At 64.8% G+C, this 19206-nt stretch carries 19 protein-coding genes; 10 read left to right on the top strand and 9 right to left on the bottom strand.

All coding sequences use genetic code 11. From position 1 onward, the window contains the following. Window positions 1-79: 79 nt before the first annotated feature. From PG897_RS05615 to PG897_RS05605, 3 genes are all read left to right on the top strand, one after another. Window positions 80-2131, top strand: a complete 2052-nt coding sequence (locus tag PG897_RS05615; protein ID WP_236660933.1) for a hypothetical protein — start codon at window positions 80-82, stop codon at window positions 2129-2131. After that, on the top strand, window positions 2101-2838 hold the full coding sequence (locus PG897_RS05610; protein ID WP_201880157.1) for a DUF3142 domain-containing protein: 738 nt from the start codon (window positions 2101-2103) through the stop codon (window positions 2836-2838). The genes PG897_RS05615 and PG897_RS05610 overlap by 31 nt, the downstream gene beginning before the upstream one ends. 113 nt (window positions 2839-2951) lie before the next feature. Beyond that, on the top strand, window positions 2952-4577 hold the full coding sequence (locus PG897_RS05605; RefSeq protein ID WP_201880154.1) for a hypothetical protein: 1626 nt from the start codon (window positions 2952-2954) through the stop codon (window positions 4575-4577). Between the two features lie 31 nt (window positions 4578-4608). Here the strand turns inward: PG897_RS05605 and PG897_RS05600 are convergent, their stop codons facing one another. Beyond that, the gene (locus tag PG897_RS05600) at window positions 4609-5922 is read right to left on the bottom strand and encodes a sodium-dependent transporter (RefSeq protein WP_043171902.1); all 1314 of its coding nucleotides are present in this window, start codon (window positions 5920-5922) and stop codon (window positions 4609-4611) included. Window positions 5923-6353: 431 nt separating this feature from the next. On the opposite strand from PG897_RS05600, the gene PG897_RS05595 reads away from it, so the two are divergent. Continuing rightward, window positions 6354-7073 carry a substrate-binding periplasmic protein gene (locus PG897_RS05595; protein ID WP_005304833.1) on the top strand — a complete coding sequence of 240 codons (720 nt, stop codon included), beginning with the start codon at window positions 6354-6356 and terminating at the stop codon, window positions 7071-7073. 5 nt (window positions 7074-7078) lie between these two features. Here the strand turns inward: PG897_RS05595 and PG897_RS05590 are convergent, their stop codons facing one another. Beyond that, the gene (locus PG897_RS05590; RefSeq protein ID WP_201880151.1) at window positions 7079-8392 is read right to left on the bottom strand and encodes a sodium-dependent transporter; all 1314 of its coding nucleotides are present in this window, start codon (window positions 8390-8392) and stop codon (window positions 7079-7081) included. A gap of 214 nt (window positions 8393-8606) precedes the next feature. Beyond that, window positions 8607-9446, bottom strand: a complete 840-nt coding sequence (locus PG897_RS05585; RefSeq protein ID WP_010636209.1) for an isopenicillin N synthase family dioxygenase — start codon at window positions 9444-9446, stop codon at window positions 8607-8609. A 209-nt stretch (window positions 9447-9655) separates the two neighbouring features. Between PG897_RS05585 and PG897_RS05580 the strand changes: the two genes are divergently transcribed. Next, window positions 9656-10219: a DUF2799 domain-containing protein gene (locus tag PG897_RS05580; protein ID WP_201880149.1), complete on the top strand. Its 564-nt coding sequence runs from the start codon at window positions 9656-9658 to the stop codon at window positions 10217-10219. A gap of 59 nt (window positions 10220-10278) precedes the next feature. Here the strand turns inward: PG897_RS05580 and PG897_RS05575 are convergent, their stop codons facing one another. Continuing rightward, window positions 10279-11100, bottom strand: coding sequence for a Cof-type HAD-IIB family hydrolase (locus PG897_RS05575; RefSeq protein ID WP_005304856.1), 822 nt, complete (start codon window positions 11098-11100; stop codon window positions 10279-10281). Between the two features lie 379 nt (window positions 11101-11479). Next, the gene (locus PG897_RS05570; protein WP_201883701.1) at window positions 11480-12721 is read right to left on the bottom strand and encodes an MFS transporter; all 1242 of its coding nucleotides are present in this window, start codon (window positions 12719-12721) and stop codon (window positions 11480-11482) included. Between the two features lie 153 nt (window positions 12722-12874). On the opposite strand from PG897_RS05570, the gene PG897_RS05565 reads away from it, so the two are divergent. Then, window positions 12875-13498, top strand: a complete 624-nt coding sequence (locus PG897_RS05565) for a helix-turn-helix transcriptional regulator (protein WP_019840775.1) — start codon at window positions 12875-12877, stop codon at window positions 13496-13498. Between the two features lie 307 nt (window positions 13499-13805). Further along, window positions 13806-14282: an Lrp/AsnC family transcriptional regulator gene (locus PG897_RS05560; RefSeq protein ID WP_005304871.1), complete on the top strand. Its 477-nt coding sequence runs from the start codon at window positions 13806-13808 to the stop codon at window positions 14280-14282. Window positions 14283-14375: 93 nt separating this feature from the next. On the opposite strand, the gene PG897_RS05555 is transcribed toward PG897_RS05560, so the two are convergent. From PG897_RS05555 to PG897_RS05545, 3 genes are all read right to left on the bottom strand, one after another. After that, a complete protein-coding gene (locus PG897_RS05555) occupies window positions 14376-14693 on the bottom strand; it encodes a hypothetical protein (protein ID WP_005304873.1) in 318 nt (105 codons plus the stop codon). A 145-nt stretch (window positions 14694-14838) separates the two neighbouring features. After that, entirely contained in the window at window positions 14839-15066 is a 228-nt protein-coding gene (locus PG897_RS05550) for a hypothetical protein (RefSeq protein WP_005304875.1), read from the bottom strand. 32 nt (window positions 15067-15098) lie between these two features. Further along, window positions 15099-15524 (bottom strand): MarR family winged helix-turn-helix transcriptional regulator, encoded by a 426-nt coding sequence (locus PG897_RS05545; protein ID WP_024943177.1) that lies wholly within the window; start codon window positions 15522-15524, stop codon window positions 15099-15101. A 204-nt stretch (window positions 15525-15728) separates the two neighbouring features. On the opposite strand from PG897_RS05545, the gene PG897_RS05540 reads away from it, so the two are divergent. The 3 genes from PG897_RS05540 (at window position 15729) to chrA (ending at window position 18724) form a co-directional block, all read left to right on the top strand. Continuing rightward, window positions 15729-16733, top strand: coding sequence for an NADP-dependent oxidoreductase (locus tag PG897_RS05540; RefSeq protein WP_139724867.1), 1005 nt, complete (start codon window positions 15729-15731; stop codon window positions 16731-16733). Window positions 16734-16890: 157 nt separating this feature from the next. After that, window positions 16891-17334, top strand: a complete 444-nt coding sequence (locus tag PG897_RS05535) for a nucleotide triphosphate diphosphatase NUDT15 (RefSeq protein WP_005304883.1) — start codon at window positions 16891-16893, stop codon at window positions 17332-17334. Between the two features lie 229 nt (window positions 17335-17563). After that, window positions 17564-18724, top strand: a complete 1161-nt coding sequence (chrA, locus tag PG897_RS05530) for a chromate efflux transporter (protein ID WP_201880143.1) — start codon at window positions 17564-17566, stop codon at window positions 18722-18724. An 80-nt stretch (window positions 18725-18804) separates the two neighbouring features. On the opposite strand, the gene msrB is transcribed toward chrA, so the two are convergent. Next, entirely contained in the window at window positions 18805-19197 is a 393-nt protein-coding gene (msrB, locus tag PG897_RS05525) for a peptide-methionine (R)-S-oxide reductase MsrB (protein WP_201880141.1), read from the bottom strand. Between the last annotated feature and the right edge of the window lie 9 nt (window positions 19198-19206).

Here is a 19206-nt window from a genome sequence, read left to right as displayed (position 1 = left end):
GACCTGCCCCTATGGTCAGTTGAAAGGTGCAAAGGCATCTTGTAGCGTGCCAGCATCCCGACTCCTGCTGGAAGCGCCCATGAAACTGACTCCCCTGTGGCTGGCCCTGTGCAGCCTGCCCGCCCTGGCCTGCGGCCCAGATGGCTGCGAGACGCCGCTCACCCTGCAACTGACCGCCGCCCAGTGCCATCTGAACGGGCTGCCGTTCCTCTCCCCCGACAACGACACCCGCACCAACCTGGCGCTGCTGCTGGCCGATGAGCAGGCCTTCTCGCTGCCCAAGGCGCCGCTACCGCTGCCCTTCGCCATCGAGGATCTGCTCAATCCGACCCAGGCCGAGCCGGCCCCCGCCGTGCCGGATCCCCTGCTGGCGCTGGCCGCCGGTCTCGGCATCGAGCAGAGCACCACCCAGGCCACCCTGGAGCGGGCCGCCGGCTGGAGCGAGGGACGCTGCATCAGCAACAACCCCATCGCGGCCGAAGCCTTCCTGCAGGCGCTGGTCGACACCCCGGCGCTGGGTGCCGACGAGCGCAGCCAGCTGGCCCGCCAGCGGCTGGCCATGCTGGGCCAGTGCGCCCAGCAGGCCGAAACGGCCACGGCGCCGGAGGACAAGGCCACGCCGCTGTCGGCCGCCGGCCAGGGCTTTGCCGACTACCTGGCCGCCAGCCGGCTCTTCTATCAGGGGGAGTTCGCCCAAGCCGATACGCTATTTGCCGCCCTCGCCAGACAGGATCAGCCCTGGCTGAAAGAGACGGCGGATTACATGCGGATCCGGGTCGCCCTCAACCAGTCCCAGCAAAGCGCCTTCGATGACTGGGGCACCTTGAATCGCAACCAGATTGACCAGGCCGCCGTGCAGCGCGCCGAGCAGTTCATCGCCGACTATCGCAGCCGCTACCCAGAGGGGCGCTATCTCGACTCCGCCAACGGGCTGCTGCGCCGGCTCGCCTGGTTCAAGGGGGACGAGGCGGCGCTGGCCAGCCTGTTCCAGCAGGCGAGCCGCCAGCCGGGCAACCCGGAGCTGCTCAACGAAATAGACCTCAAGCTGCTGATGCAGCCCGGCTTCACCGGCTCAGCCGCCATGCCGCAGCTGACCCTGGTGCAGGATCTGCGCAGGCTGCGGCTGCACGAGAGCTGGGACGAGTGGCCGCCGCTGCAAAGCGGCGAGCTGGCGCAGCAGAGCGCCCAGTTTGCCGGCAACCCGGCCTGGCTCGCCTACCTGCAACAGGCCGAGCGCTATTATCTGGCCAAGGATTATGCCGCCGTCATCGCCGCCGCTCCCGCCCTCGGCAAGGGGCCACTCGACAACCTGGCATTCAGCCAGCAGGTGCTCAAGGGCATGGCGTTGGCGGCCAGTCAGGCGCTGCCCGAGGCGGAGCAGCAGTGGCGCGCCCTGCTCGCCAGCCAGCCCACTCCCTTGCAGGATCAGCTGCTGCAACTGGCGCTGGCCATGACCCTGGAGCGGGCCGGCCGGCTGGAGCAGGTGTTTGCCAAGGAGAGTCCCATCCAGAGCGATCACTACCGCATTCCGCTGCTGGAGTACGTGGCGCCGGCTCCGCTGCTGCGCCGCATGGTGCAGGATGAGCAGGCTTCCGACCCCCTGCGCCAGCGCGCCGGCCACACCCTGCGCTACAAGCAGCTGACCCACGGCGACTACCGGGGCTTCCTGCAGGATCTGGCGCTGGCCCCGCTGGCCGCCCCGTTCGACTGGCAAGGGAGCCAGGAGTATCAATGCCCGGCGCTCACCGCGGTGGTCACCACCCTGGCGGACAACCCCAAATCGCCCAAGGCGCTCAACTGCCTCGGCGAGTTTTTCCTGAGCAAGGGGCTGGACTGGGATCCGCTCCTGCAGCGGCCGGGCGCCGACACCCTGGCGGGCAGCCGGGATCTGTTTGCCGGCCAGCAGCGCAGCCGGCTCGACTGGTATCAACAGGTGATCGCCAACCCCAAGGCCGCCAAGGAAGATAAGGCCTACGCCCTCTATCGCGCCATCAACTGCTACGCCCCGAGCGGCAACAACAGCTGCGGCAGCCAGGAAATTCCCCTCAGCCAGCGCAAGGGCTGGTTCAACACCCTCAAACGCCAGTACGGAACGAGCCAGTGGGCCAAACAGCTCAAATATTACTGGTGATGCTGGCGCTGCTGAGCGCCGAGGCCAGCACCGCCGTCGAGGCGAGCCACTACCGCCAGTTCTGGCTGTGGGCCGGGGTCAGGCCCCAGCCGGTGCTGCAGCAGGCCGAGCGGCTCTATCTGCATCAGGGGGAGATAGGCCCGCTCGATGCGCGCCAGCCCGTGCGTTTTCAGGGGCAGGGCATAGCGCCGAGCAAGCTGCCGGTAAAGGAGCTTTGGCTCGCCTATCGGGTGGAGCGGCTCGACTGGGATGAGGCCCTGCTCAAGAGCCTGACCAACCAGCTGGCAACCTGGCAGCGCAAGGGCAATGAGGTACGCGGCATCCAGATAGACTTCGATGCCCGCACCCACCGACTGGCGGACTATGGCGACTTCCTGCGCAAACTGCGCAGCCAGCTGCCCGCCGACTGCGCCATCAGCATCACCGGCCTGCTGGACTGGACCCTCACCGGCGATGTGACGACCCTCAACGCCCTCGCCGGCACGATCGACGAGCTGGTGGTGCAGACCTACCGTGGCCGTCGCACCGAGCCCGGCTACGCGCGCTACCTGCAGGCGCTGACGCGACTGACCCTCCCCTTCAAGGTGGGGCTGGTGCAGGGAGGTGAGTGGGATAAAGAGTGGGAGCGCCGTCTGACCAGCTCCCCCGCCTATGGCGGCGTGGTGGTGTTTCTTGTCAATCCGGCGCCCTCCCCCCACCGCAGGTGAGCTCGGACGAGGGGTTGACCGGCACGGCACCTCTGTAACAGAGTAATAGCTCTTTTTGACTCCATCACATACCATACTTGTTCCGATCCTGAACCGGCCAAGGAGTGCCAAGGATGCAGATCCTCCTGATCGAAGACGACACCATGCTCAGCACGGCGCTCTCCCAGGGGCTGAGCCAGCAGGGCATAGCATCAACCCAGCTGACCCACTGCAAGGAACTGGCAACCCTGCCAACCCTGCTGCGCCAGCAGTCGTTCGACGCCATCATCTGCCACCAGAGCCATCACCAGGACCTGGAGGGAGTGCGCATGCTGCAGGAGGCTCACTATCTGGGGCTACTGGAGCCGGGCTGCGTGCTGTTGTTGCTCAATGCAGACCCGGAGCCACTCCACTATCCCCCCTCGGATCTCTACTTTTCCCTGCAGCTGACCATCCCCTTTACCCAGGAGCAACTGACCACCCGCCTGCACGAGCTGGTACAGCTGACCGGGCTGACCCGGGCCCTGCCGGCCCCGATGCGGCTCAGGGAGTGGCAACTGAGCTGTGCCCTGTGCGAGGACCTGCTCTATGAGCAGCAGAAGTATCGGGAGCTGGGACAACAGCTGGACCGGAGCAAGGGCTACATGCTGCTGCAATGGCAGGATCACTTCCACGCTGCCCAGCACTACGCAGTCTGTACCACGGAATATGATTCCTGGTGGCCGCGCAAGGGATTGATCTACGCCCTGCTGGGACTCGGCAGGCTGGAGAGCGCGCGCAAGGATCTGGCCCGCAACCGGGAGCGGCTGCCGCCGGCCCTGCAGCTGGAGCTGGCGCTGGCCTGTCTGCTGCACGAGGGGCAGTGGGAGGCGGCCTGGGACGTGCTCGGCCATCTGCTGCAAAAAAACGCCTGGCAACCAGAGTGGCGCCAGGCGGCCATCCTGCTGGCACTGCTGATCAAGGATGAGGGCAAGGCGCTGGAGCAGGCCAACGCCCTCAGCCTGCGCTTCTTTGCCGATCACAAGCTGCGGGTATCTATCGAGAACTTCATCCTCAATGCCAGCCTGTCGGTGCTCTGGCACTACCCGAGCGCCGCCAGGATCAGCTCACTGCAGCAGGAGTATCGCTACCTCAACCAGGCCGTCACCCTGCGGGCTCATGAGGACGCCCTGCTCAAGGCGCTGATGCTGAGCCTGGACTACCGCTTCGACGAGGCCCTGCTGCTGCTGGCCAAGCACCCGCCGGAGAGCGCGCGGGACAACCACCTCAACCAGCTGCTCGGCTTCGCCGTCAGCCAGTTCTGCGGACTGCCCCACCACGCCAAACGCTACCTGACCCAGCTAGGCCAGTATCAGGCCAGGGTCGCCCCGGCCCCGCTGCTGCAACAGTTGTTCAAGCAGGTCGTCATCGACTTGACGAAACAACTGGAGCGGCGCGAGCTGCGGCTGACCTATCTGCGCCAGGAGCGGCAGCGGGCCAGCGCGGCAGGCCAGCACCAGCTGGCCGTGCAGTATGCGCTGACGCTGCAGGAGGAGTTCCCGGCCCTGCCTGGCGATGCCTGGCAGTTGCTGGAGCTGCTGCAACTGTGCTGGCCGGCCGGCATGGCAGCTCCCAGGGTGGCGCTGCTGGTAGACCGGCTGGAGCGGCGTCTCAACCACAGCGCCTCCTTCATGGAGCATCATGCCAAGGAGTACCAGAAGACGCTGCTGCAGATCCGCTCACACCTCAATACCCGCCTGCCTACCACGCCCCCCAACTAGGCCCTCAGGCCCGGCCAGCGCCGGGCCGCTCTTACAGCAAGCCCCGCACCAGGATCCCGCCGATCAGCAGCGGGGCCACCAGCCGCCAGCACCAGAGCAGGCAGAACCGCAACACTGGCGAGAGATCCGCCGGCACCATGCGATCCCCCAGTCGCCAGCCCAGCAGCAGGGTCAGCACCAGGCCGAACAGCGGCATCATCAGGTTGGAGGTGAGGTAGTCCAGCAGATCGAAGATGGTCTTGCCGAACAGGGTGTACTCGGCCCAGGGGCCGAACGACAGGCTCACCGGAATGCCACAGGCCATGATCAGCAGGGTCAGCACCCGGCAGGCGCCACGGCGCGACCAGCCCCACTCCTCGGTGGTGAAGCGCACCAGGTGCTCCAGCATGGAGATGGAGGAGGAGAGCGCCGCCACCAAGAGCAGCAGGAAGAAGACCACTGCCAGCCCCTGGCCGAACGGCAGGTGGTTGAACACCGCCGGCATGGTCATGAAGGTGAGCCCTGGCCCGGCGGTCGGATCGATGCCGGTGGAGGCGAGCACCGGGAAGATCATCAGCCCCGCCAGCACCGAGATGAGGCTTGCCAGCGTCACCACCCAGACGCCGGAGCGCAGCACGCCGTCACTGCTGGGCAGGTAGGCGCCATAGGTGGTGTGTACCCCCAGGCCAATGGAGAGGGAGAAGAAGGCGAGCCCCAGCGCGTCCAGCACTCCCTGGCCGGTGAGCTGGCTGAAGTCGGGCAGCAGGAACTGGCGTACCCCGGTCATGGCTCCCGGCATGGAGAGGCCGGTCACCACCAGCAGCAGCATCATCACGAACAGGGCCGGCATCATCCAGCGCAGCGCCCGCTCCACCCCCTTCTGCAGGCCCCCCTGCACGAACCACCAGGTGAGCCCGGCAAAGATGAGGTGAGTGATGGCCGGCCAGAGAGGATCGCTCACGTAACCGGTGAAGAGGGCGGTGAGGGCGCTCGCCTCACTCAGGTTGAGCTCGCCACCGATGGCCAGAGCCGCGTATCCCACGGTCCAGCCCCCCACCACGCTATAGAAGCTGTAGATGAAGAAGCCGCACAGGATCCCCATGTAACCCATCCAGCGCCAGTTCGGCCCCACCAGCTTGCGGAAGGCACCGAGTACCCCGCGCTGGCTGTGGCTGCCGAGCAGGGTCTCCCCCACCTGCACCGCTACCCCCAGGGTGAAGCTGAACAGCAGAAACACCAGCAGGAAGGCGCCGCCGCCGTTGGTGGCGGTCACATAGGGAAACTTCCAGATGGCGCCAAGACCGATCGCCGAACCGGCGGCTGCCAGCACATGACCGAGACGGGAAGACCACTGAACCTGGCTCATACAACCTCCGGGCAAGACAACATCACATCGATACTCCATGGATAACCGCACGGTGCGGGCAACAAAAAAGGCCGCCTGGTGGCGACCTTTGCAATGAACATTCAGACAAGCTGTGCGTGCAAGGTCACCTCTCTTGCGAGCCAAAAAATCGACCGAACAGTGCGCAACGGGGTGACATGAATAAGCGGGCCTGAATGCCAAACGGGATCACAGCCTAAACCATGGAAAGAAAAATTGACACAACGCGATCAACTTTTTTTCATCCCCCCCTTCAAAAAGGGATTCTCTGCCGCGGCCGGCAAAGATCATCAGGCAGCCCAATCCCTTGAGCAATAATAGAGTTAGCCTCGGCAGGCCGGTCAGCGACCGCCCGTGGCGACCCCCTTGCGCAACATGGATGCACCGACGTGACGCACCTGACCGGATACTGGATGAACTGGCTGCTGCCCTGGCTACTGCTGCCCGCCCTGGCGCTGGCCACGCCGCAGCCCCCGCTGACCCTCATCAGCCACGAGCTGCCCCCCTTTACCCACACCAGTAACGGCAAGCTCGGCGGGCTGGCGGTGCAGCTGGTGCAGGAAGTCCAGCAGGAGATGGGGGTTCACTACCCCATCAAGATCTACCCCCTCAAGCGGGCGCTCGCCCTGACCCGGGTCGAACCCGGTTTCGCCCTGTTCGTCATCCTGCGCACGCCCCATCGGGAGTCCCAGTTCAAGTGGGTGGGGCCGCTGTTCCCGAACCGGGTGGTGATCTACCAGACCAGAGGCAGCAAGCCGCTGACCGACCTGGCCCAGCTGCGCAAGCTGCCGCGGGTCGGCGTGCTGCTCGGCAACGCCGATGACGAGCTGCTCACCCGGGAGGGTTACACCAACCTGGTGCGCTGCCAGACCATCGAGGATGCCATCGAGCTCCTGGTGCTCGGCAAGATAGACGCCTTCCCCATGGGGGATCAGATCATGCCGGCCATCCTGGCCAAGATGAAGTTCTCCCCCCGCAGCGTGGTGAACTCCGGGTTGCTGCTGCAGGAGAACTGGCTCTACATCGTCTTCTCGAAGAGCGAGGATGACGCCGTGATCGCCCGCTGGCAGGCCGCCGTCGACAAGGTGCGGGCCCGCCACCCGCAGGCAACGCCGGCCCCCCTTCATCCCTGAACCGGTTATACCAGCCCGCGTACCAGGATGCCGCCGATGAGCAGCGGTGCCAGCCAGCGCCAGCAGCCCATCAGCAGGGTGTGCCAATGCAGGGCCAGGCCGGCGGGCAGCGCCTGGCGACCGAGCCGCCAGCCCAGCAGCAGGGTGAGCGCCAGCCCGAACATCGGCATCATCAGGTTGGAGGTGACGAAGTCGAGCAGCTCGAAGATGTTCTTGCCAAACAGGGTCACGTCCGCCCAGGGGCCGAACGACAGGCTGACCGGAATGCCGTTGGCCATCACCAGCACAGTGATCAGGCTGCAGGCGGCCCGTCGTGACCAGCCCAGACTCTCGCTGACGAAGCACTGCAGGTGCTCCAGCAGCGAGATGGCCGACGAGAGTGCCGCCACCACCAGCAGGACGAAGAACACCACCGCCAGCCCCTGGCCAAACGGCAACTGCTGGAACACCGCCGGCATGGTCATGAAGGTGAGACCCGGGCCGGAGGCGGGATCGATGCCGGTGGCCGCCAGCACAGGGAAGATCATCAAGCCCGCCAGCACGGCGATGAGGCTTGCCAGCAATACCACCCAGAGGCTGGAGCGGCCGACCCCCTCGCTGGAGGGCAGGTAGGCGCCATAGGTGGTGTGAATGCCCAGACCAATGGAGAGGGAGAAGAACGCCAGCCCCATGGCATCGAGCACGCCGGACATGCCGAGCTTGCTGAAGTCCGGCATCAGGAAGTGGCGTACCCCGGCCATGGCATTGGGCAGGGTGAGGCCAAAGGCCACCAGCATCAGGATCATGATGAACAGGGCCGGCATCATCCAGCGCAGGGTGCGCTCCACCCCCTTCTGCACGCCCCCCTGCACGAACCACCAGGTGAGCCCGGCAAACAGCAGGTGGGTAAGCACCGGCCAGAGCGGATCCCCCACATAGTCGTTGAAGCGGGCGGTCAGGGCCGCGCCATCACCGTGCTGCAGGCTGCCCGCCAGCGCCATGCCGGTGTAGCCCAGGGTCCAGCCGCCCACCACGCTGTAGAAGCTGTAGATGAGCAGGCTGCTGAGCAGCCCCATGGCGCCGACCCAGCGCCAGCGCTTGCCCATCAGCTCACCGAAGGCTCCCACCACCCCGCGCCGGCTCAGGCTGCCGAGCAGCGTCTCCCCCATCAGCACCGCCACCCCCAGGGTGAAGCTGAACAGCAGAAACACCAGCAGGAAGGCGCCGCCGCCGTTGGCGGCCGTCACATAGGGGAACTTCCAGATAGCGCCGAGACCGACTGCGGAACCGGCGGCGGCCAGGATATAACCGAGCCGGGATGACCATTGGGACTGCTTCATAAGAACTCCAACCGTGGGGCCCGCCACAAGGGGCCCAAAATGACGCTCAGAGTACGGGGAGGGCTGCGCAATCACAACGCCGCTTATCTGGATAAAGCGCGCATTATTGGCATAATTACCTAATTAAATTCTATTTAATGCACAATCCTGCCAACAAATAAAAACCGGAGCAATTTTGCTCCGGTTTTACAGGGTGGTGGGACAGCTTTGGGGACTAGATCACCCCCAGCTCCCGCAGCCGTTCCATCAGGTAGCTGTGGGCGGTATGACGCTCGGAGAGCACCACGTCCGGCCGCGGGTGGAGGAACAGCGGCAGGGAGATGCGTGACTTGGCGGCGCTGCCGCCGGTCGGGTTGATGACGCGGTGGGTGGTGGAGGGGTAGTAGCCGCGGGAGGCCTCCTGCAGCATGTCGCCGATGTTGATGATGAGGGTGCCAAAGTCGCAGGGCACGTCCATCCACTCGCCATCGGAACCCTTCACCTGCAGGCCAGGTTCGTTGGCGGCGGGCAGTATGGTCAGCAGGTTGATGTCTTCGTGGGCGGCGGCGCGGATGGCGCCCGGCTCCTCGGTGCCGTCGAACGGCGGGTAGTGCAGCACCCGCAGCAGGGTTTTCTGGCTCTCTTCAATCATGGAGGAGAGCGGGCAGCTGTAGTGGGCGGCGATGTCGCTCGGGGTGTACTGCTCGACCCAGCCCAGCAGCTCGGCCGCCAGGTCGTTGGCGAGGCGGTAGTACTCCATCGCCTGCTCTTTCAGCTCGGCCGGCATCTGGCCCCAGGGGTAGATGTGGAAGTACTCCTTGATGTCCTTCTGGCTGTGGCCCTTGGCCACTTCGGACACCGACGGCGGGAAGTAACCGTCCTGGGTCTCGCGATTGAACAGGAAATCCTGCTTCTGCTCGCTCATGAAGAAGCGATACCAGTTGTCATAGATGGACTGCACCAGCTCTTTCGGGATGGGGTGATTGGTCAGCACCCCGAAGCCGGTGGTCCGCAGGGATTCGGTGAAGCGCTGCGCCGCGTCGGGCGAGCGGTAATCGACGGTCAGGACTTTCATTGTTTTTGTTACGCGCCAGTTAAAAGATGGCGCAGTTTACCCCGTGACCGGCGACAAGGAAAGGGCGCGGGCCGCTACGTCGCCAGCCTGTGCAAATAGTGACAAACCGCTCAAAAAACGGCGCCGGCCGACGCCGCTTTTCATCCCTTGTCCTGCCCCGGCATCCTCTCTAGAATGCCCCCCATCATCTCTCTCGGAGCCCGTCGTCCATGTCCCCCAAGATCCTGTTGCTGACCCTGCCCTTCCTGCTCGCCGGTTGCAGCTCGCTGTCGGAAGAAGAGTGCCGCACCATGAGCTGGTACAACCTGGGTTATCAGGATGGCGAGCAGGGCAAGACCCCGAGCGCCACCCGCGACTACGTCTCGACCTGCGGCGAATACGGCCTCAAGGTGGACGAGGCGGAGTGGAAACGGGGCTATGCCAAGGGGCTGGAGCTCTACTGCATTCCCGAGCTCGCCTACAGCAAGGGCAAGTCCGGCGCCGAGTATCAGGGCGTCTGTCCCAACGATGCCAGCTTCCTGACCCAGTACGACCGCGGCCGCAAGGAGTACCTGGTGGAGAAGCAGCTGAGCGATCTCAAGAGCGAGATGGAGCGGACCGAGCGCGACATCCAGACGCTGGAGCGCCAGATCCGCAACGAGAACGACAGCAAGCAGCGCGACTACTACCGCGCCCAGCGCGAGCGCGCCATCCGTCACTACGAGGGGCTGCGCCGCGACTACAACCGGATCCGCTTCCCGGATCGGGTGATCCAGTTCACCTTCGGGAACTGACAAACCAAAAGGGGCCGACATGGCCCCTTTCTGCTTCTGCCACTCTCTGTTTCTGCCCCCTAGGCGGGCAGAACCCAGCGCTGCAGCGCCAGCGCGATACCGTCCTCGTTGTGATCGGCGGTCACCCGATCTGCCAGCGCCTGGATCTGTGACGCCGCGTTGCCCATGGCCACCGCCAGCCCGACCTGTTCGAACATGCTGATGTCGTTGTTGTTGTCGCCAAACGCCACCACGTTCTCCATCGCGATCCCTTCGCTCGCGGCCCACTGGGCCAGCCGGTTACCCTTGCTGCAGCCGGGCTGCACCAGCTCCACCGCATAGGGCGCCGCCCAGTCGCAGGTGAAGGGCAGCTGCGCGACCACCTCTGCCATGAAGTGATGGAGCAGGGCGGGATCCTGGTTGAACAGCTCCAGCTTCCAGACCGGCCGGCTGAGCCAGCTCGCCAGATCCTCCGCCGGCAGCAGGGAGATCTTGAGATGATCCGGCTGGGCCGCCGACCAGTGGCGCATCCGGGTCACATGCTCCTCGCAGCCGAGGTAGCCGATCCCCTCGTCGAGGTGGAACAGGGCCCCCATCTGGTGCGCCTGCACCTCGGCCAGCAGCCGGCCGAGAGGGGACACCGCCAGCGGATCCCCGCTCAGGATCCTCTCCTGCACCGGATCATAGAGGTAGGCGCCGTTGCTGCAGATGATGGGGGTGTCGAGGGCCAGCTCGTGATGGAAGGGGCGGGCTGTCATGAAGTGGCGCCCGGTCACCAGCAGCACCTTGATGCCGTGGGCGCGGGCCTGGGCCAGTGCGGCCCGGGTGGCGGACGAGATCTTGTGATCCCGGGTCAGCAGAGTGCCATCCATATCCAGTGCAATGGCCTGAAAACGACTCATATCACCTCCAAAATGTCGAAACGAATGCGGTGCCATACCTATCCGCTTCCAACGCCAGGGCCTGATAACAACTCATATCACCGCCAAGCGTGTCGAAACGAATGCGGCGCCATACCTACCCGCTTCCAACGCCAGGGCCTGATAACAACTCATATCACCGCCAAGCGTGTCGAAACGAATACGCCGCCATACCTACCCGCTTCCAACGCCAGGGCCTGATAACGATTCATGCCACCGCCAAAGGCTGAGCATCGCAAGGTACAGATGAAGCAAGGGAGCACCGGGCGATCGGGCAAGCGAAGCAAAGAGCCATACCGTCCCAGAGTCGGCGCCACGATGCAAGCGCCGGCAGCCCCCTCCGTCTCGTTCTGTGATCCCGTCAGCCGGCTTCCACCTGGGCGTCGAACCGCTGCCGCCGATCCGCCGCCCGGCGCAGGCCATAGAAGCCGGCGGCGCAGAGCAGACCGCACAGCGCCGCCAGATAGAAGGGCCACTCGGTGCCCGCCAGCAGCACCAGGCTACCGACCACTACCGCCAGGATCTCGCTGCCCACCGCCAGCCCGCGATAGAGCCCCATCGCCTGCCCCTGTTGCTCGGCGTGGCTACGGTTGGAGACGGCCACCGAAGTGGCCAGCTCCCCCAGGCTCATGCCGATGCCGACCGGGATAAAGGTGAGCGCCAGCCCCCACCAGTGGCTGGGCAGGATGAAGAGCAACATGCCAGCCGCCATCACCAGATGACCGACGATCCCGAGGGAGCTGCCGCGCCAATGGCGAGCCAGACGGGAGCCCAGCCAGGATCCCGCGATCATGGGCACGCTCACCAGCACGGCGGCCTGCGCCAGCTGCACCGGATCCCAGGCCAACCGCTCCACCAGCCAGACGTTGAAGTAGGTGAAATAGAGCTGCACCGCCCCGTAGCTGAGCAGGGTCAGCACGAAGTAGGGCAGCAGCACCGGCTGCAGCAACAGTTGACGGGAAGAGAGGGCCGGTGCCGGCTGCTCACTGCGGGCCACCGCCGGCCGATTGGGCAGCAGCCAGAGCACCAGCAGCAGGTTGACCAGGGTCATGGCCACCGCCAGCCAGGCCGCCAGGCTGTAATCACCGGATACCACGGCCGCATAGCCGCCGATCATGGGGCCCACCACCCAGCCCAGGTTCATGCCGATGTTGATCCAGGCGAAGCTGCGTGCCTTGGTTTTGGCGGTGCTCATGTCGGCCGCCATGGCCTGCACGATGGCGATGTCACCGTTAAAGAAGCCCTCCACCACCCGGCTCAGCAACAGCAGTGGCAGGGAACGCCAGGCGATCCCCAGCGCCATCAGGGCATAGCCCACCAGCACGCCCACCAGACAGAGGGTCAGCACCGGCTTGCGGCCATGGCGATCGGAGAGCTTGCCCAGCCAGGGGGAACCCACCAGCTGGAACAACGGATAGAGTCCCATGATGACCCCCAGCCACACCTTGCGGCTCCAGTCCGACGCTTCCGGCGTCAACATGCCCTGGGCCGGATCCAGCAACAGCGGCGCCAGCACCGGGGATGGCAGGCTGAAGCCCGCCACCGCCAGCGTCACCGTCATCACCAATACCCACAAGCTGGCCTGTCCCTTGATCCTCTCCATGTTCGCCTCATTAAATAAAGTCATTGGTTTATTTATGTTGGCCAGTGAACTGGATTAAGTAAAGCGAATTGTTGATTAAAGAAATCCCTCTCCCCATAATGGGTACCTGAGCGCCACCCCTCTGGCGTGCCAGCCGATCACGAGAGCCGCCCCATGAATGCCAGCACCGACAAGATACTCCACCTGTTGAAGACCAAAGGCCCCCAGAGTGCCGCCGAGCTTGGGGAGCAGCTGCAGATGACCTCCATGGGCGCCCGCCAGCACCTGATGACGATGGAAGCCGACGGCTGGGTAAGTTTCAACGACGAGGCCCGCGGGCGCGGCAGGCCGGTGCGGCTGTGGCACCTCACCGAGCAGGCCTGGCAGCGCTTCCCCGACAGCCACAGCGAGCTGACCCTGCAGCTTATCGACAACATCCAGCAGCTGTTTGGCGCGGTGGGCATGGAGCGGCTGATCGACCAGCGGGAACAGCAGCAGCTGGCCCGCTATCAGGCCGAGCTGAACCAGCCGGCGCTGGCCGACCGGCTGGCCAGGCTCAAGGAGCTGCGCTGCCGAGAGGGCTATATGGCTGACTTGCGTCAGGAGGAGGATGGCAGCTGGCTGCTGTGGGAGAGTCACTGCCCCATCTGCGCGGCGGCGAGCGCCTGCCGGGGCTTTTGTCGCAGCGAGCTGGCGCTGTTTCGCCGCTTGCTGGCGCCGGCCGAGGTGGAACGGGAACAGTATCTGCTGGAGGGGGATCACCGCTGCCTCTACCGCATCAAGCCGCAGCAGGGCTGAACGCCGCGCACAAAAACAACAAAGCAGGCGCCGGGATGCCTGCTTTGTTGCCTTCGGGGAGGGGATGTCCTCGTTCCAGCCCGTCGTAGCCCGATAAGGTGGGACGGCTGATGGGGCTCTTGACCCGGTAAAGTCATTTGCCACAGAGACCGGGTTGGGTTTCTGTCTTGCCACCGGAAGATGTAACCATGGTACCCCTGCCGGCCCGGTGAGTGGTTGCGAAGTAGCATGTATTTTCAGTTGTTTTTGCAATAGTTCACCCTTAATCTAGGAAAAGTGAATTAGTAATTGCAACGAGGAACGGAGAATGCTGAAACTTGATCGCATTGACAGGCATATTCTGGAGTTGATGCAGGAGAATGGCCGCATCAGCAACCTGGAGCTAGCCGAGCTGGTCGGGCTCTCCCCCTCCCCCTGCTCCCGCCGGGTCAAGGCGCTGGAAGATGCCGGTCTCATCGACACCCACGTCACCCTGCTCAACGCTCGCCAGCTGGGGCTGACCCTCACCGCCTACATTCATATCTCCATGGATCGGCACACCCCGGAGCGGTTCGAGAATTTCGATCGGGCCATCAGCGAACTACCCGAAGTGCTGGAGTGCGACCTCATCACCGGCAATGACGCCGACTACCAGCTCAAGGTGGTGGTGCGGGACATGGAGCACTATCAGCACTTCCTGCTGGACAAGCTGACCCACATTCCGGGGGTGACCGGGGTGCGATCCAGCTTCGTGCTGCGCCGGATCAAGCACAAGACGGCGCTGCCGCTCAATCACCTGGGTTGATTGCCAGCCACTCAGGTCAGCGCAAGATCAAAAAGAGGAGGCCCAAAAGCCTCCTCTTTTTACATGTTCAAACTGCTGGTGCTGGCAGGGTACTCAGACCGCCACCTGGCTCACGTCCTGCACCTGCAGGAGCCAGCCGGCCTGCTCCTGCTGCGGCTCACCGCTGACCCGCAGCCGCTCGCCGGTTGGCACCCACTGCCCCTGGGGCAGGGAGACCAGCAGACTCTCGCTGCCGTTGTCGAACAGCCAGCGATCCTCCCCCAGCGACTCAATCAGATAACCTTCCATCTCCACTCTGGACTCGGCTTGCCAGGATGGCGCAACGGAATCACGGCTCTCGATGAAATCCCCCTGAACACCAAAACTGGCCAGCCCCCACAGAATGGAGAGCCCAACCAACGATGATTGCATCTCGTCTCTCCTCTTTTGGAACTGTAGGGCCAGTATGGGAAGAGAAAACTGAGCGCACCATGAACAAGGTGGCAAAGTGCCGACGGGATCGCGAAAAAAACCGGCCAATCGGCCGGTCGTGTCATTTTATGGCGTCTGGATCACACTATTTGGCGGCTTCCTCTGCCATCCGTGCGGCCCTTGGCTTATTCGTCCACATGGCAACACCGCGATGATCCGCGCAGATCCCCTCCTCCACCACGGCCCGCACCCGGGTGCCATCCTTGCAGATCGCCTGCCAGGCATCGGCATCGTCGATGGCCATCGACGGGGAGTGGGAACTGGTGCTGCAGGCACCCAGCAGCAGAGCAAACAGGGGCAACAAGATTCTCATGGAGGGCTCCTCAGACGGATGGTCGGTCGAACTCAACGCCCCAGCTGGGCCGAGATGCGATCGCAGAGCTGCTTGAGCTGGGCCAGTTCAGCATCGGCCAGATCCACCTGATTGCGCAAGCTGTCTGCCAGACAGCAGCCCTGCACCTCCTGCTGCAACTGGCGGCCCGCCTCGGTCAAACGAATGCATTTTTGCCGCTCATCCTCGCGGGAGACGGTGCGGGTCAGCCAGCCCTTGCTCTCCAGCCGCTTGACGATGGGGGTCAGGGTACCCGCATCCAGCCCGGTCTCCTGGCCTATCTCCTTGAGGCTCACCTCGTCCCGCACCCACAGCGACAACATCACCAGATACTGGGTGTAGGTGAGATCCAGCTTGTCCAGCAGCGGCCGGTAGGCCCGCATCACAGCATTGGAGGCGCTGTAGAGGGCAAAACAGACCTGCTTTTTCAATTCACTCATGGGGCACCTCGCTGACGACTGGGGCCAGTATACCCCAGGAAAATCGGGGGTCGAATAATTTGCACACAAAACAGTTGTCAGCCCTCCGTTTCAGGATTAACCTGATTTTAGTTTGCACGCAAACAAAATCATCCAGCGCCGCCGACACACAGGGCCCGGCCCGTCGCCGGCGAGGCTTGCACCAGATCCAACGGGAGAACCGCCATGAATGCCACCAGCCATCAAATCCAACTGCTGCGCCGCCCGGTCGGCCTGCCCGCCGCAGCCGACTTCGCCCTGGTCGAGGTGCCGCTTCCCCTCTTGCAGGAGGGCGAGGTGCAGGTCGCCAACCAGTGGCTGTCGGTGGATCCCTACATGCGCGGTCGCATGAGCGAGGCCAAGAGCTATGTGCCCCCCTTCCCCCTCAACGGCCCCCTCGATGGCGGCGCCATCGGCGTGGTGGAGGCCTCGCGCCACCCGGATTTCGCGGTGGGCGACCGGGTGAGCAGCATGCTGGGCTGGCGCGATCGCTTCATCGCCAACGGCGCCCAGCTGACCAGACTGCCCGACACCCGCCTGCCGCCCCAGCGCTTTCTCGGCGCCCTCGGCATGCCGGGCATGACCGCCTGGACAGGGCTCAACCGCATCGCCAAACTGCAGGCCGGTGAAACCGTGCTGGTGTCGGCCGCCTCCGGCGCCGTCGGTTCCATGGTGGTGCAGCTCGCCAAACGGGCGGGGGCCCGCATCATCGGCTCCACCGGGTCGGCCGACAAGGTGGCCTACCTCAAGAGCCTGGGGGCCGACGAGGTGATCAACTACCGCGAGACCCCGGATCTCGATGCCGAGCTGGCCCGGCAGGCACCGGAGGGGATCCACGTCTACTTCGAGAACGTGGGGGGCGCCATGCTGGACGCCGCCCTCAACCACATGGTGGTGCACGGTCGCATCGTGATGTGCGGGCTCATCGAGCAGTACAACGGCCAGAGCGAGGCGAGCGGGCCGCGCAACCTCTCCCAGGTGATCCGCAAGCGCCTCACCATGCAGGGGCTGATCGTGTTCGATCACTGGCAGCACTACGGCGAGTTTCTGGCCGAGGTGACCCCGGCCTTCGACGCCGGCACCCTGCAGGCCGAAGAGACCGTTTATCAGGGGCTCGCCAGCATGCCGCAGGCCTTCATCGGGCTGTTCGAGGGGCGCAACACCGGCAAGATGCTGGTCAAGCTGGGGTGATCCGCAGCACTGGTGCCTGACGCCGCAGACTGCTTGCATGACGGGCCCATCCAACCTAAGGTGGGCCCGTTTTTTATGGTGCAATTCGCCGTTTGTGCAAGGAGCCGCTCATGGGCTCCCTGCTTGTCCCGCGTCATCCCTGCAAGGAGCCCTTCTTATGTCAACTCCCTATCCCCGCGTCGGTGTCGGCGTGATCCTCACCAACCGCCAGGGCCAGGTGCTGCTTGGCAAGCGCAAGGGGAGCCACGCCCCCTACTGGTCCATCGCCGGCGGCCATCTGGAGCTGGGAGAGACGTTCGAATCGGCAGCGATCCGGGAAGTGGCCGAGGAGACCGGTTTTCGGATCAGCAACCCCAGCGTCATCGCCGTCACCAACAACCTGGAGACCTGGCGCGAGAGCGGCCTGCACTATGTCTCGGTCACCCTGCTGGCCGAGGTAGAGGGAGAACCCCAGCTGCTGGAGCCGGAGAAGTGCGAAGGCTGGGTCTGGTGCGACCCGCGCAATCTGCCAGAGCCCCACTTCGATGCCAGCCGCCAGTCCATCGCCTGCTGGCTTGCTGGCCGTTGCTACCTGCCGACCCCGAGCCAGCCGGCCCCATAAGCCATCGTCTGCTGGCTGGCGAATCGTTGCTACCTGCCGACCTCGAGCCAGCCGGCCCCATAAACCATCGCCTGCTGGCTGGCGAATCGTTGCTACCTGCCGACCTCGAGCCAGCCGGCCCCATAAGCCATCGCCTGCTGGCTGACAAGGCGCGGCTACCTGCCAGCAGCCCCCTGATTTGTCATAAAAAAGTCACCGCTTTGTCATATCATCTCCACCGTCTGATGAAATGCGCGAGGGGAGCAACGAGGTGGGACAGGTATTCATGCAATTTCTGTGGCTGGGCTGCATCAGCTTTGGCGGACCGGCCGCCCATATCGGCTACTTCCAGCGTACCTTCGTCGAGCGGCTGGGCTGGCTGACCCAGGCCGAATTCGCCCAGTTGCTGGCCCTCTGCCAGCTGCTGCCGGGCCCCGCCTCCAGCCAGCTCGGCTTTGCCATCGGCCGCCAGCGGGCAGGGCTTGGCGGAGCGCTGGCCGCCTTCGCCGGCTTCACCCTCCCCTCCTTCCTGCTGTTGCTGGCCGCCGCCATCGGTCTGGGCCAGCTCGGCAACAACGTCTGGCTCGATACCGCCCTGCACGGCCTCAAGCTGCTGGCGCTGGTGGTGGTGGCCGATGCGGTGCTCACCATGAGCCGCCAGTTCTGCAAGACAACGCGCAATCAGGGGATCATGGTCGCCACTGCGGCCGCCCTCTGGTGGCAACCCGGCCTGCTGACCCAGCTCGTCATGCTGGCGGGCGCCGCCCTGCTCTGTGCCCGCCAGGCAGACCACAGCGGCACTCCCTTGTCGTCTGCCGGCGCAGTGAGCCGACCCCACTGGCCCACCCTGCTGCTGTTCGCCCTGCTGTTTGTCGGCCTGCCGCTGCTGGGGGGCTCCGTCGGCCAGCTGGTCACCGACTTCTACCGGGCCGGCAGCCTGGTGTTTGGCGGCGGCCACGTGGTGCTGCCCCTGCTGGCGGAGAGCGCGGGGCACAGCCTCAGCCAGCAGCAGCTCCTGACCGGCTACAGCCTGGCCCAGCTGGTGCCCGGTCCCATGTTCACCCTGGCGACCTATCTCGGCGCCCAGTTGCTGCCGGCCACCCCGTTGGGCGGTGCTCTGCTGGCGACCCTGGCGCTGTTTCTGCCCGGTTTTCTGCTGCTGTGGGCCATGGGCCCCTGCTGGCAGAGCTGGCTGGCACGCCCTCGACTCGCCGGCGCCGTAGCCGGCATCAACGCCGCCGTGGTGGGTCTGCTGCTGGCGGCACTCTATCAGCCGGTCTGGCAGAGCGCCGTGCTGGCCCCCACCGATCTGGCGCTGGCCGCCGTCGGCTTCTACCTGCTGCGGGCACTCAGGCTGCCCATCCTGGCGCTGGCGACCCTGTTGATGGGCGCCACCCTGCTGCTGGCCTGAGCGACCCTGGCGGCAACCACAAAGAAACGGCCCCCTGCCAAGGCAGGGGGCCGTTTTTGCATGTATGTCGATCGCCAGGCTCAGGGCTCGGGATCGAAATCCAGGCTCAGGCTGTTGACGCAGTAGCGCTGGCCAGTCTCGGTCGGCCCGTCCGGGAAGACGTGACCGAGGTGGGAGCCGCACTGGCTGCAGGTGATCTCCACCCGTTTCATGCCGTGGCTGTTGTCCTCTGTGTAGGTCACGGTCCCGTCAATGGCCCGATCGAACGAGGGCCAGCCGCAGCCCGAATCAAACTTGGCATCCGAGTGAAACAGCACCTGCTTGCAGCAGACGCACAGGTAGTCGCCGCTCTTGCGGTTGTGGAGCAGGGCGCCGCTGTAGGGACGCTCCGTGCCCTTCTCCCAGCAGACGCGATACTGCTCGGCGCTCAACTGCTTGCGCCACTGCTCGGGGTTGGGGGTGTTGCCGCTCATACTGACTCC

The organism is Aeromonas sp. QDB20 (assembly GCF_027707805.1).
Taxonomy (GTDB): domain Bacteria; phylum Pseudomonadota; class Gammaproteobacteria; order Enterobacterales; family Aeromonadaceae; genus Aeromonas; species Aeromonas dhakensis.
This window is presented reverse-complemented; position numbering and strand designations above follow the sequence as displayed.